Below are 13312 nucleotides of genomic sequence, written 5' to 3' on the forward strand. Positions count from 1 at the left end.
TTTTCAGGAAACAGCCTTGGCCAGTGACCAGAAGGCTCCCGACATCTACATGACCTATTCGGCGCTGGGGGTCCCCCAGTTTTCAAGCCACCCCACTCAAAAGAGCTATCGGCTTTATCTGAAGTCACCGGCAGGCAAGAGAACCCCTCCTGATCGAAACGAGACCACGCTTGCACCACTGATCCAGGAGGCGGCCTATCGGCACCACATGCCGACGGCCTTGCTCAAGGCCGTCATCGCCGTGGAATCCGGCTTCAATACCCGAGCGGTGTCTGCCAAGGGCGCACTGGGCGCCATGCAGGTGATGCCCGCTACCGGAGCCCGTTTCGGCGTACGCGAGTTGTCGGACCCAGCAGTCAACATTGATACGGGCGCTCGCTATCTCGCCCTGTTGCTAAAACGGTTCCAGGGCAACCTACCTCTGGCGTTGGCCGCCTACAACGCCGGGGAAGGCGCAGTGGAGGACCGAGCCCATCGTCTGCCGCCCTACCGCGAAACCATGCTTTACGTGCCGGCAGTACTGGCGAAATTTCACGCCTACCAGGATTCGGAGCAATGAACATGCACTACCCATTTCACAGGCATCGCCAAGACGGTTTCACCTTGCTGGAACTGCTGGTGGTCGTGGCGATCATCGGTCTGCTGGTGGCCTATGTGGGCCCCAAGTACTTCACCCAGGTGGGTAAGTCGGAGGTCACCGCGGCCCGGGCCCAGATCGATGCTTTTGGGAAGGCCCTGGACCAGTACCGCCTGGATGTCGGCCGTTACCCGACAACGGAACAGGGACTGAGTGCCTTGCTGGCCGCGCCATCCGGAACGCCGAAATGGGGCGGGCCTTACCTGGCCAAGGCAGTCCCTCTTGATCCCTGGGGACACGCCTATGTCTATCGTTCGCCCGGCGAGAAGTTGGAATATGAGCTGCTGTCCCATGGCAAGGATGGCGCAGCAGGTGGCAGTGGCGATACCGCCGATATCAGCAACCAATGACGCGCCTCCTCCGTCGAATGATTGCCGCACATCACCCCGGCGCCTCAGCCGCTCCCGGTCTGTCAGCAGGGGAGCGACTTGCGCTTTGACATTCGCGCCGAAGCCCAGGGATCAGTGGCGTCCCTGACCCTGGAGGCCCTGGATGAACAGGAAGTGCGCCGGCAGTTGGCGGCAAAGGGACTGATCCCCTTGTCCATCGCGCCGAGCCGCTCTTTGAGAATCGGCGCCTGGCGGGGGCGGCGCACCGACTTTTCCTTGCTCCATTTCACCCAGGAGTTGCTGGCCCTGCTTCAAGCCGGCCTGACGGTCAGCGAAGGAATCGAGGCGCTCGCCGAAAAAGAACGCCGGCCGGAAGCTCAGGACGTATTGCGGCGTCTGCTACAGCAGTTACGGGAGGGAAAACGCTTCTCGTCGGCCCTGGAGGAAATTCCCACGGTATTCCCACCACTCTATGTGGGCATCATTCGCGCGGCGGAACGGACCAGCCATCTGGAGCAGTCCCTGGAGCGTTATGCGGATTACCAGATGCGCTTCGATGCGCTGCGCGCCCGCGTACTGAGTGCCCTGGTATATCCGGTCATTCTCGCAGTGGTGGGTGCAGTCGTGACGCTGTTCCTGCTGGGCTATGTGGTTCCACGCTTCTCGATGGTGTACCAGGATAGTGGCCGGGAGTTGCCGTTTCTCTCCAGTCTGCTGATGCAATGGGGAAATCTGGTGTCCCGTCATGGCGAAGGCTTCGCCTTGGGATTTGCCGGCCTGATCATCGGACTGACCTGGCTGGGCCGTCGAGGTGAATTGAGCCGCGGGTTGTCCCTGTTGATTCGGCGATTGCCGACGGTTGACGAAACCGTGCGCGTTTTCCATCTGGCCCGTCTATACCTGACCCTGGGCATGCTGCTGGAAGGCGGACTGCCGGCGGTGCAGGCGCTCGGTCTCGTTGAGGAACTGCTCACGCCGGACTTGAAGGCGCGCGTCGCCAGAGCGAGACGTTTCATCGAGGAAGGGAAAAGCCTTTCAGAGGCCTTTGAACTGGCAGGTCTCACCACGCCTGTCGGCATCCGGATGCTAAGGGTCGGAGAACACGCCGGACGAATGGCCGAAATGTTGCACCGAACGGCTCGCCTCTACGACGCCGACATCAACCGTGCCATCGAATGGGTGTCCCGCACCTTCGAACCCGCCTTGATGATCGCCATCGGCGGCGTTGTGGGATTGGTGGTGGTACTGCTGTATATGCCGATATTCGAGTTGGCCGCCAGCATTCGATGATGGACCTCACGCTCACCATCCCCTTCGTACAGGAAGCTCGTGACGCCGCCCGGCGGCGAAACCATTCGGTGCTCGCCGAACTGGAGGAGCGCACCGGCGCGCCGGCCACGGATCTGCTGAGAATGCTGGCAGCGCTCTTTGGCTACGGCGTGACCGACACCATGGAAATGCGTGGCCTGGTACCCGCCAGTGATCTCCTGCCTCTACAGCTTGCCCTCAAGCGGGAGTGCATGCTGTTCAGGAACGGCGAAGTCTTGTTGGGCGTCATCGCCGATCCGTTCGATGGCGATTTGCTGAAATGGCTGGCGGCTCGCGCCAAGCGTGGTTTCGAAACCAGGCTCGCCCTCAAGGCGGATATCAATGCCTATCTGGCCACCCTGGAAGATTCCACCCAAGCCATGGAAAGCGTGGCCGACGCCAGGGTCGACGAATCCTCGGCGCATGGCATAGAGCAAATATCCCTCAAGGCCATCAGCGAGGATGCGAGCCCCATTGTCCGTATTGTCAATTCAACGCTTTACGATGCGCTCAGGGCCGGTGCCAGCGACATTCATATCGAGACCGGCCGCAGCGGGCTCACCGTGCGCTACCGGGTGGATGGCGTATTGACCACGGCCACCACGCTGCCGGGGCAGGATACGGCAGAACAGGTCATTTCCCGCCTGAAGGTGATGGCGGAACTCGACATCGCCGAGCGACGCATTCCCCAGGATGGAAGATTCAAGATTTCCGCCAAGGAGCGGGCCATCGACATCCGGGTTTCCATCATGCCCAGCATTCATGGCGAGGACGCCGTGCTGCGCCTCCTGGACAAGCATGCCATCGTGCCCGACGGAAATCCGTTGCGGCTGGACATTCTGGGCTTCGATACTGCCTCCCTGGCGGCGGTACGCCGACTGGCGGCCCAGCCCTATGGCATGCTGCTGGTGACAGGCCCCACGGGCAGCGGAAAGACGACGACGCTCTATGCGGCCATTTCTGAAATCAATCATGGTCACGACAAGATCGTCACCATTGAGGACCCGGTGGAATATGAGTTGCCGGGCGTGCTGCAAATCCCCGTCAATGAAAAAAAGGGCCTGACCTTCGCCAAGGGCTTGCGCTCCATTCTTCGCCATGATCCGGACAAGATTCTGGTGGGCGAGATACGCGATGCCGAGACGGCGGAAATCGCCATCCAGTCGGCCCTGACCGGCCATCTGGTGCTGACGACCGTCCACGCCAACAATGTATTCGACGTGTTCAACCGGTTTACCCACATGGGCATCGATCCCTACGCGCTGACTTCGGCCCTGAACGGGGTCTGGGCACAGCGTCTGTTGAGGACGATCTGTACCCGATGTGCCGTGGACCATGCTCCGGATATTGAAGAGCTGGCCCTCGTGGGCCTGCACCACGACCCTCAACGTAACGACCGGTTCCGCAAGGGACGGGGCTGTGGGGAATGCCGGGGAACCGGATATCGGGGGCGGAGAGCCATTGCTGAAATTCTGACCCTCGACGACCGCTTGCGGGAGCTGATCGCTGCCCGGGAATCAATCCTCTCCATCAAACAAGCCGCAGCCAAGGCCGGCACCCGGTTTCTCCGGGAGGCGGCACTCGATCTGGCCCGTGCCGGAGAAACCACATTGGAGGAGGTCGCCCGTGTCACGCTTCAGGCCTAGGGTCTGTTCTCATTCAGTCGGCGGATCGCGTTGCGCCCCAATCCGGAAGGATGCAAGGCGGAGGGCGCAGGCAATGGCCGTCCCATTGCCAAGCCCGACAACGCCGCAGACGCCGGATTGGGGCGCAACCCGAAGGGAAGGGGGTGAATCGGGCGCATTGCCGCGTTACTCCCTCCTTGTTGGGGGCGGCCCAACGGTGTCGGTCGCGCCTTGCACTGCACCCGATTCATCCCCTTCGCGACCGTCGCCTGAATGAGAACAGACCCTAGGAAGTGGCGCATTTCCATCGACCGGGACCAGATTGCGATACTAGCAATCGATGGCCGGTCCATTGGTTTTCAGCAGGAAAGCATCGGCACGTTTGACTGGGCATGCCCCGCAAGCTGGAGCCCCACGCTGGAAGAGATGATGCAGCAGGCCGGATTGAAACAGGCGTCCGCGCATTTGACCCTCGGGGATGGACTGGTGCATTGCTTCGTGGCAACGCTGCCCGATGGGCTGCGGAATGTGAACGAACTGGAGCGCTATCTGGCAGCGCGCCTTGAAGCCCTGTTGGGGGTGACGGCAGAAGACTGGAAGATCGCCTTCAACCCTGACGCCAGGGGCCAGCGCATGCTGGTTTGCGCCTGTGAGCGCTCCCCCCTGGAAAATCTGGAGACATTGCTGCTGGGGCGGCAATGCCGATTGGCAAGTTGTCAGCCCTTCTGGATGCGGGAATTCAGCGCAAGGCGGAAATTGCTGCCAGAAAGCGGCGTCTGGTTTGCCGCGGTGGGACGACAGGATGTTTCCCTGATCGGTCATGATGCCCGGAATTTCATTGAGTACCAGACCGCCCGCCTTGGGGATTCCACTTCCACCGTCGCCTCTTTGCTGCAACGTTGTCGGCTGACCCACGGCGAGACCCAGGCCAGATATCCGGTCTGGGTCTCGGGCATCACGCCCCCATCTGACCTGGAAGGCTGCTGGGACGGATTGCTGCGCTTCGTGCCCGCTACCGACAATCCTCATTTCAAGGATTCCGAGAAATCAAGGTATCGAATGGCCTTGGCGGGAGTGGATCGATGAGAGCGATTGGCATCGATTTATCGCCCTATGCGCCATGGCCCAGCAGACGATCGGTGTTGATGCTGGTCCTGCTTGGGCTCGCGGTATGCGCCACCGCCTTGAAGGTATGGCTGGACAGCGCGACGCTGGCGGACTTTCAACAGAAACACGTCAGGATGGAGCACACGGCCACCCAGACCCGAGCTCCCCTTACCGATGCACCCAAGTTGCCCGAGCCCTCGATCAAAGCGATCAACGAGGCGATCCGGAACTTGAATTTCGAATGGCATCGTCTTTTCGAAATCATGGACTCCCACGCCCTGGAGGATGTGACGCTTCTGGCACTGGAACCTTCTGACGCAGGAAAACTGCTGAAAATCCTGGCGGAGGCCCGATCTCTGGAAGCCATGGCGGATTATCTGCAATCGCTGTCCGAGGATGAGCGGCTGAATGAAGTGGTTCTGACCCACCACGAGGTCGCCGAACAAGATGTCAATCGGCCGATCCGCTTTTCCATCGAGGCCCGCTGGGGGTACGGGAAATGATCCCGCTTCCCCTCGCACTGGCCATACGACGACTCGGCGGGCCCAACATCGCGGCAGGAATTCTTTCCATCCTCCTGATCGCGCTGCTATCGACGACATTCATTCTGGATCGGCGCATCGCCTCAATAAAACGCCAACTGGATGAGTTCAAACTGCCCGCGACAAGTGCCCCTGCCGAGCCGTCCGCGTCGAACACGCCCCAAACCAGATACGACGCCTTCAAGGACAGACTCAGGCCCAAGGGCGATGTTCCAGCATTGCTCAGGATTATCTTTGCGGAAGCGCGCCAGCATCGGCTGCAACTGAATCAGATGGACTACCGCCCGGAGCATCACACGCATGGTGAATATCTCAGTTACCACATGACGGCCCCCGTCAAGGGGGCTTATGGGGACATCCGAGCCTTTGTACACGCATTGCTGCTCCAGGCGCCAGCCCTGGCCTTGAATGGAATTTCCTTTCGACGGGACGATGCCAGATCACCCATGACGGAAGCCCGCCTGCAATTTGTGGTCTATCTGCGGGAGTCGGACAAATGACACCTCGGCAGCGCTGGATTCTCTGGGGCTCACTCCTGGTAGCACTGGTGGGAACCCACTGGATCGACGGTGGCAGCACAAGCGCTCAAAGTGCCGTGGTGGAAGCACTGCCAGCGCATTCCGGACGGTCAAGCCTGCATGCCGTTGTTCGATCCAATGAGGACTCGGACATCCTGGCCCTTGCCTCAAGACAAGCAGCAGCACAGTCCGTCGATCTGTTCGCCCCCAAGGACTGGACGCCTCCTCTCCCTCCTCCGGCACCTGCTGGAGCACCGAGTGCGCCGCCCCTTCCTTTCATGTTTCTTGGCAAGAAACTCGAAGCCGAGCAGTGGCAGGTATTTCTCGGCCGGGATGAGCGAACCTATGTTGCTGTTGAAGGCGACACCATGGACGAGCTTTATCGCATCGAGAGCATCCGGCCACCGATCCTGACGCTGCGTTACCTTCCCTTGCAACAGTTACAAACCTTGTCGATAGGCGATCCGAACTGATGACTTCATTGTTTTCCAGAACCCTATGGGCATTATTGAGTGTCGTATGGCTGGCGGGCTGCGCTGGCCAATTGGCCTACCGGGACGGACAGGCATTGTTGGAAGCCGGCAAGATCGATGAGGGGTTGGAAAAATTAAAGGAAGCCGTTGATGCGGCTCCGGAAAACATACGATTTCGAATGACCTATATCCAGGCCAGGGAAAAGTCCCTCTCGGCCATGATTGATCGGGCGGAGCTGGCGTGGCAGGCAGGAAAGACCCGCGAGGCCGAAGAAATCTATCGGTCCATTCTGGCGATCGTTCCGCAACATGCGCGCGCAAGGTCAGGCATGGCGGAATTGGCAAAAGCCGTCCGCAACGCGGAACTTATGAAAAAGGCAGAAGCCGCCCTGGAGACGGGAGACAGCGCGACGGCAGTACATTCGGTGCGGACCATTCTGACCGATTCGCCCATGCATGGCGATGCGCTTGAATTACGCAAGCGCATCGAGCAGACAAGCCGTCCGCCCCAGAGTGAGCCCAAGCTATCCGCGGCATTGAAAAAGCCGATCACCATCGAATTCAAGGATGTGCCACTGAAACAGGTCTTTGAAGTGATCTCCAGGACTTCGGGCCTGAATTTCGTTTTCGACAAGGAGGTCAAGGCCGATCAGAAGGCCACTATCTTTCTGCGGGACAGTACGATCCAGGATGCTGTATCGCTCCTGCTGCTGACCAACCAACTGGAACAACGGGTGCTCGACAAGAGTTCGATCCTGATCTACCCCAATACGGCTACGAAGCTCAGGGAATACCAGCCTCTGACGGTAAAGAGCTTTTTCCTGAGCAATGCGGATGTCAAGAACGCTGCCAACACGATCAAGACGATCATCAAAACCAAGGATGTGGTGATCGACGAGCGGCAGAACATGCTGATCATTCGCGACACACCCGACGCGGTGCGCTTGGCTGAGCGTCTTCTGGCGCTACATGATCTGCCCGAACCGGAAGTGATGCTTGAAGTGGAGATCCTGGAAATCAAGCGTAGCCGGCTGCTCAATCTCGGCATCCAGTGGCCCGATCAATTGACGCTGACACCACTGGCGGGCCAGGGTGGCAATGTGACCCTGGCCGACCTGAGAAATCATTCGTCCAGCCAGATTGGCGCGGTGCTGACGCCGCTGACCATCAATGCAAAAAAGCAGGACGGCGAGGCCAACATCCTCGCCAATCCCCGCATTCGGGTGAAGAATCGGGAAGCGGCCAAGGTGCTTATCGGTGATCGCGTTCCGAACATCACCACGACATCCACCGCCACGGGTTTTGTCTCGGAGGCGGTCCAGTATGTGGATGTGGGTCTCAAGCTCGATGCCCAGCCGACGATCTTTCCGGACAATGAAGTCTCGATCAAGCTCTCCCTGGAGGTCAGCAATATCGTCAACCAGATTCAGACCAAATCGGGAACCCTGTCCTATCAGATCGGCACGCGAACCGCATCCACGGTCTTGCGTCTCAAGGATGGAGAGAATCAGGTGCTGGCAGGGCTGATCAACGACGAGGATCGGTCGGCCGCGAACAAGATTCCCGGATTGGGGGACATCCCGGTACTGGGTCGCCTGTTCGGATCCCAGCGGGATGAGGGCCAGAAGACCGAGATCGTGCTGTCCATCACGCCTCGTCTGATCCGCAACATACAGCGCCCCTCGTTCAGTGACGCGGAGTTCGACTCCGGCACGGAAGCCAGCGTCCGCCTCTCCGGATCAGAGATTGGCTCGACAACAAGCAACCCACCCCAGCCCCCACCCTCTGCGCCCAACCCAGACAGGCAGCCGGCAGCGCCGACCTCGACAAACGCACCTGCTGGAGGGGCACAATCGGCCAACGACGCGAGCGGTCGTGATGTTGCTCCGCCCGTTCCACGGGATGACCCAGGGGCAACCCTGACGAAGGGCAACACTTCCATCGAATGGTCCGGCCCGGACAAGGTCCGCATTGGCGAGACGTTCAGTCTTGCCATCTCCATCCAGCCGGGGGAGGCCATCACCGGAATCCCTTACGCCGTTGGCTTTGATCCGAAATCACTGGAATTGATTTCCATCACATCCGGAGAATTTCTCAAGCAAGGCGGTGCGGTCACCCATTTTTCCAGCAGGGTCGAGCGAGTTGGCGGACAGGTTTTTGCGACAGAAACCCGACCTGGCGGTTCGGCGGTACACCCTGGAATTCTGGCGACACTGTCCTTCAAGGCGATTTCTCCCGCGAAAGCCAGTCCGATCCGCATCCAGGCCCTTTCGCCAATTGGCATCGGGGGACGCGCGATTGTCCCTCAATCCCTGCCTGCCACCACGGTATCCATCGGCCCATGAAGATACGGCAAGCGGGTTTCACCCTGATAGAGCTATTGGTGACACTCGCCATCATCGCCCTGTTGGCGAGCATTGCTGCACCGGTGACCGCCATTGCCGTTCAGCGGGGAAAGGAAACGGAACTGCGCTTGGCCCTGCGTGAAATCCGAAATGGCATAGACGCTTACAAAAAGGCCGCCGAGGAAGGGCGGATAATGAACACCATCAACACCAGCGGTTATCCCAAAACACTGAATGTGCTGGTGAACGGCGTTACGGACGCGCGAAGCCCGAAGAAAACCAAGATTTACTTTCTACGCCGCATCCCTCGGGACCCGATGAATCCGGATTCATCGCTTCTCCCTGAACAAAGTTGGGGACTACGCTCCTACGCCAGCGAACCGGACTCCCCGGCTGAAGGCGATGACGTTTATGACGTGTATTCGCTATCCCAGGGCATCGGTCTGAACGGGATTCCCTACCGAAAATGGTGAGCCCAGGACGCAGCGCCCCATTGGGTCCGCCTCCGTTAACTGGAGACGGATTCACTCTCATCGAACTGCTTGTGGTTCTGGCGATCATCGCGGTATTGCTGACCATCGCCGTACCTCGCTATTTCCACAGCGTGGATCGATCGAAGGATGTCGTGCTGATCGAGAATCTCAGGGTAGTGCGGGAAACCATAGACAAGTTCTACGGCGATACCGGACGATATCCGGAATCCCTGGAAGAACTGGTCGAACGAAAGTACTTGCGGAGTCTCCCGAGGGATCCCGTCACCGACCGTGACGACTCATGGGTGCTGCTTCCGCCAGAGGGAGATGCAAAAGGCAATATCTACGATGTCAAAAGCGGCGCCACCGGACAGACCCAGGATGGTAAGGCGTACAAGGACCTTTGATCCGCCGCTCATACCGGAACCGCGTCTTCACTCTCAGCGGGGGTTCACCTATGCGGCGTTGTTGATCTATCTCGCCATCGTCAGTGGTGCCTTTGCAGCGATAGTGTCGGCAGGAGCAAGCGCGCAACGCCGGGAAAAAGAAATCGAGCTTCTACATATAGGCGAACAGTTTCGCAAGGCGTTCAAGAGCTATTACGATGCCACCCCCCCTGGCCAAAAACCTTACCCAGATTCTTTGCAGGCACTATTAAGGGATCCACGCTTTCCTGTCCCGAAAAGACATCTGAGACAGATATTTCCAGATCCGATTACTGCAACGACACGCTGGGGTCAGAAGCTTGCGCCGGGTGGCGGTGTTATGGGCATATACAGTTTGTCTGATGAACCTCTGATCAATGCATCCTCCGTTGCGAGTTCTGATGCCGCTACAGGAACACCCCGACGATATTCTGAATGGATATTCGGATATATCCCCTTTGCGCCGGCCAAGAATGCCCTCCGTGATCGGAAAAGCTAAACCGGGTTGTCCAGTTCCACGTACTCACACTCCAGCCCGAGTTCCCGGCCCAGATGGCGGGCCAGCGCCTGCACACCATAACGCTCGGTGGCATGGTGGCCGGCGGCGATGTAGGGCACGCCGGACTCCCGGGCCAGGTGGTAGGTCTGCTCCGAGATTTCCCCGCTGACAAAAACATCGGCTCCCTGGGCGATGGCCTGTTCAAAATAGCCCTGGGCGCCACCGCTGCACCAGGCCAGACGCTGCACCAGCCGGCCGCCATCGCCCACCCGCTGGGCCGGCCGACCCAGGGTCCGGCTCAGGGCGTTGGCCAGTGCATCTGCCGTGCAGGGTTCGGCGGGCCGGCCCAGGAAGCCCAGGTCCTGTTCAGCGAAGCGCCCCTCCACTGTCCAGTTCATCACTTTCGCCCACTGGGCGTTGTTGCCCAGCTCATCATGGGCGTCCAGGGGCAGGTGATAGCCGAAGAGACTGATGTCATGGGTCAGTAGCGTCGCCAGACGCTGTTTGCGGATGCCGGTTACCCGGCCATCCTCGCCTCGCCAGAACCAGCCGTGATGGACCAGGATGGCATCGGCGCCCCGGGCAACGGCAGCCTCCAGCAGGTCCTGACTGGCAGTGACGCCACAGACCAGTTTGCGCACCTCCTTCCGACCTTCCACCTGTAGTCCGTTTGGGCAATAATCCCGGAAGCGCGCCGTCTCCAGCAGGCTATCGAGATAGGCGCCAAGTTCTTCGCGTCGCATACAACTTCTCCTGTCCAATTCATGAAACGACTCTGGTTGATCTTCGCACAGACCGTCACAGTCTGCGTAGCGGCATTATTCGTGGTGCAGACCCTGAAGCCGGGCTGGCTGGCGCGGCGCATGCCCGAGAGCGACGTGATCGCCATCCACGAGGCAGCCAACGGCCCCGATGACCGGCGACGGGTGGCCTCCTACGCCGATGCCGCCCGCAAGGCCCTGCCCGCGGTAGTGCATATCTACACCTCGCGGGAGGTCAAGGCGCCCCGCAATCCCCTGCTGGAAGATCCTTTCTTCCGCCACTTCTTCGGTGACCGTTTCGGCAACGAGACCCAGCGCCGGGCCGGGCTGGGCAGCGGCGTGGTGGTCAGTGCCGACGGCTATGTCCTGACCAATTACCATGTGGTGGAAACCGCGGACGAGATCGAGGTAGCCCTCAATGATGGCCGCAAGATCAAGGGCCGCATCGTCGGCACGGACCCGGAATCCGATGTGGCCATCATCAAGATCGACGCCGACAAGCTGCCGGTGATCACCTTCGCCCAAGCCGAATCCCTGCGGGTGGGCGACGTGGTGCTGGCCATCGGCAACCCCTTTGGCGTCGGCCAGACCGTGACATCGGGCATTGTCTCGGCCCTGGGCCGCTCCCATCTGGGGATCAACACCTTCGAGAACTTCATCCAGACCGATGCTGCCATCAACCCCGGCAATTCAGGGGGTGCCCTGGTGGATAGCGACGGCAATCTGGTGGGTATCAACACCGCCATCTATTCCCAGAGCGGCGGTTCCATGGGTATCGGCTTCGCGATTCCGGTATCCCTGGCCCGCTCGGTGATGGAGCAGATCATCCGCAACGGCGCGGTGAGCCGGGGCTGGATCGGCGTCGAGGTGCAGGAGATCACCCCGGAACTGGCCGAATCCTTCCGCCTGCCAGCCACCGAGGGCGCCCTGATCGCCGGGGTGATGCGGGGCAGCCCGGCGGACAAGGCCGGGGTGAAACCGGGGGACGTGCTGCTGACGGTCAATGACAAGCCGGTGCGGGATGCCCAGACCATGGTGGAGCAGGTGGCCGCCCTGGAGCCGGGCCGCACCAGCCGGTTAAAGCTTAGGCGGAACAATCGGGATCTGGATTTGCCGGTGGAAATCGGCAAGCGTCCCCTGCCCCAGCGGCAATGATCAGGAGGGCTGGTCCGTCTTTTCCTGCACAGTCACAAATCGGGCCAGCAGCAGGCCCAGTTCGTAGAGCAGGCACATGGGCACGGCCAGCAGGATTTGGGAAGTCACGTCAGGCGGCGTGACCACCGCCGCCACGATGAAGGCGCCGACGATGGCGTAGGGGCGGATATCCCTCAGCTTTTCCAGGCTGACGATGCCGAATTTCACCAACAGCACCACCACCACCGGCACCTCGAAAGTGGTGCCGAAAGCCAGGAACATGGTCATCACGAAGGACAGGTATTGTTCGATGTCGGGGGCCGGGGTGATGCTGCCCGGCGCCACCTCGGCGATGAACTTGAAGATGGTGCCAAAGACAAAGAAGTAGCAGAAGGCCATGCCCAGCAGGAACAGCAGGGTGGTGGCGACGATCACCGGCAGCACGAAGCGCTTTTCGTGGGCGTACAGCCCCGGCGCGACAAAGGCCCAAGCCTGGTAGAGCACGATGGGCAGGGCAATGATGAATGCCGCCAGCAGGGTGACCTTGAGAGGTACCAGAAAGGGGGTGATGACTCCGGTGGCGATCATCTTGGTGCCCGCCGGCAGGTTGGCCATCATGGGCTGGGCAATCAGATCATAAATCCTGCCGGCCCAGGGCATGAGACAGAGGAAGGCCACCAGCACCGACCCCAGGGCCTTCATCAGGCGTCCCCGCAATTCGATCAGATGGGAAATCAGTCCTTCCTGAAGTTCGGACATCAGGACTTCCGCGCCGGGTCGGCCTCGACGCCTTGAGACGCCGGGCTGCTGAGGGATTCTTGCAAGTTCTTTTCCAACTGGTTGATCTGCCCCACCGTATCGCTTTCCACCTGTTGCAACTGGGTACCGGCCTGCTGGACCTGGGCCGCCATCTCCTCCTGCATGCGGCGCAGCTCTTCCAGTTGCAGTTCCCGGTTGACCTCGGACTTGACGTCGGCGAAATAGCGCTGGGCGCGCCCCATCAGGGTGCCCACGGTCCGGGCGACCCGGGGCAGGCGTTCGGGGCCAATGACGATCAGGGCCACAATGCCGATGACCATGAGTTCGGTCAGGCCGACATCAAACACGGCAGTCTCCGGACATCAGCCGCACCGTAC

At 60.2% G+C, this 13312-nt stretch carries 16 protein-coding genes; 13 read left to right on the plus strand and 3 right to left on the minus strand.

The window, feature by feature from the left end; all coding sequences use genetic code 11:
- The first annotated feature begins 16 nt into the window (after window positions 1-16).
- The 12 genes from DENOEST_RS12235 to DENOEST_RS12290 all read left to right on the plus strand — a co-directional run bounded on the left by DENOEST_RS12235 (window position 17) and on the right by DENOEST_RS12290 (window position 10281).
- Entirely contained in the window at window positions 17-559 is a 543-nt protein-coding gene (locus DENOEST_RS12235) for a lytic transglycosylase domain-containing protein (protein ID WP_197970607.1), read from the plus strand.
- A gap of 2 nt (window positions 560-561) precedes the next feature.
- Complete coding sequence (gene gspG, locus DENOEST_RS12240) at window positions 562-987, plus strand: type II secretion system major pseudopilin GspG (RefSeq protein WP_197970608.1); 426 nt, start codon at window positions 562-564, stop codon at window positions 985-987.
- A gap of 78 nt (window positions 988-1065) precedes the next feature.
- The gene (locus DENOEST_RS12245; protein WP_145771114.1) at window positions 1066-2256 is read left to right on the plus strand and encodes a type II secretion system F family protein; all 1191 of its coding nucleotides are present in this window, start codon (window positions 1066-1068) and stop codon (window positions 2254-2256) included.
- Complete coding sequence (locus tag DENOEST_RS12250) at window positions 2253-3920, plus strand: GspE/PulE family protein (protein WP_145771115.1); 1668 nt, start codon at window positions 2253-2255, stop codon at window positions 3918-3920. Before DENOEST_RS12245 ends, DENOEST_RS12250 begins: the two co-directional genes overlap by 4 nt.
- A 423-nt stretch (window positions 3921-4343) precedes the next feature.
- Window positions 4344-4985: a hypothetical protein gene (locus DENOEST_RS12255; RefSeq protein ID WP_145771116.1), complete on the plus strand. Its 642-nt coding sequence runs from the start codon at window positions 4344-4346 to the stop codon at window positions 4983-4985.
- 59 nt (window positions 4986-5044) lie between these two features.
- Window positions 5045-5509 (plus strand): PilN domain-containing protein, encoded by a 465-nt coding sequence (locus tag DENOEST_RS12260; protein WP_145771117.1) that lies wholly within the window; start codon window positions 5045-5047, stop codon window positions 5507-5509.
- Complete coding sequence (locus DENOEST_RS12265; RefSeq protein ID WP_145771118.1) at window positions 5506-6048, plus strand: hypothetical protein; 543 nt, start codon at window positions 5506-5508, stop codon at window positions 6046-6048. Before DENOEST_RS12260 ends, DENOEST_RS12265 begins: the two co-directional genes overlap by 4 nt.
- A complete protein-coding gene (locus DENOEST_RS12270; protein ID WP_145771119.1) occupies window positions 6045-6539 on the plus strand; it encodes a hypothetical protein in 495 nt (164 codons plus the stop codon). The genes DENOEST_RS12265 and DENOEST_RS12270 overlap by 4 nt, the downstream gene beginning before the upstream one ends.
- Complete coding sequence (locus DENOEST_RS12275) at window positions 6539-8884, plus strand: secretin N-terminal domain-containing protein (RefSeq protein ID WP_197970609.1); 2346 nt, start codon at window positions 6539-6541, stop codon at window positions 8882-8884. The genes DENOEST_RS12270 and DENOEST_RS12275 overlap by 1 nt, the downstream gene beginning before the upstream one ends.
- Entirely contained in the window at window positions 8881-9357 is a 477-nt protein-coding gene (locus tag DENOEST_RS12280; protein ID WP_145771120.1) for a type II secretion system protein, read from the plus strand. Before DENOEST_RS12275 ends, DENOEST_RS12280 begins: the two co-directional genes overlap by 4 nt.
- Entirely contained in the window at window positions 9351-9764 is a 414-nt protein-coding gene (locus DENOEST_RS12285; RefSeq protein ID WP_145771121.1) for a type II secretion system protein, read from the plus strand. The genes DENOEST_RS12280 and DENOEST_RS12285 overlap by 7 nt, the downstream gene beginning before the upstream one ends.
- Window positions 9765-9825: 61 nt before the next feature.
- Window positions 9826-10281 (plus strand): type II secretion system protein, encoded by a 456-nt coding sequence (locus DENOEST_RS12290; protein WP_145771122.1) that lies wholly within the window; start codon window positions 9826-9828, stop codon window positions 10279-10281.
- On the opposite strand, the gene DENOEST_RS12295 is transcribed toward DENOEST_RS12290, so the two are convergent.
- A complete protein-coding gene (locus DENOEST_RS12295; protein ID WP_145771123.1) occupies window positions 10278-11024 on the minus strand; it encodes a Nif3-like dinuclear metal center hexameric protein in 747 nt (248 codons plus the stop codon). The two genes, DENOEST_RS12290 and DENOEST_RS12295, sit on opposite strands and share 4 nt — an antisense overlap.
- A gap of 21 nt (window positions 11025-11045) precedes the next feature.
- On the opposite strand from DENOEST_RS12295, the gene DENOEST_RS12300 reads away from it, so the two are divergent.
- Complete coding sequence (locus DENOEST_RS12300; protein ID WP_145771124.1) at window positions 11046-12197, plus strand: Do family serine endopeptidase; 1152 nt, start codon at window positions 11046-11048, stop codon at window positions 12195-12197.
- Here DENOEST_RS12300 and tatC read toward each other — a convergent pair whose 3' ends face one another.
- On the minus strand, window positions 12198-12935 hold the full coding sequence (tatC, locus tag DENOEST_RS12305) for a twin-arginine translocase subunit TatC (RefSeq protein WP_145771125.1): 738 nt from the start codon (window positions 12933-12935) through the stop codon (window positions 12198-12200).
- Entirely contained in the window at window positions 12935-13282 is a 348-nt protein-coding gene (gene tatB / locus DENOEST_RS12310) for a Sec-independent protein translocase protein TatB (protein WP_145771126.1), read from the minus strand. The genes tatC and tatB overlap by 1 nt, the downstream gene beginning before the upstream one ends.
- Between the last annotated feature and the right edge of the window lie 30 nt (window positions 13283-13312).

The sequence above is a fragment of the Denitratisoma oestradiolicum genome (assembly GCF_902813185.1).
In the GTDB taxonomy this organism is placed as follows: domain Bacteria; phylum Pseudomonadota; class Gammaproteobacteria; order Burkholderiales; family Rhodocyclaceae; genus Denitratisoma; species Denitratisoma oestradiolicum.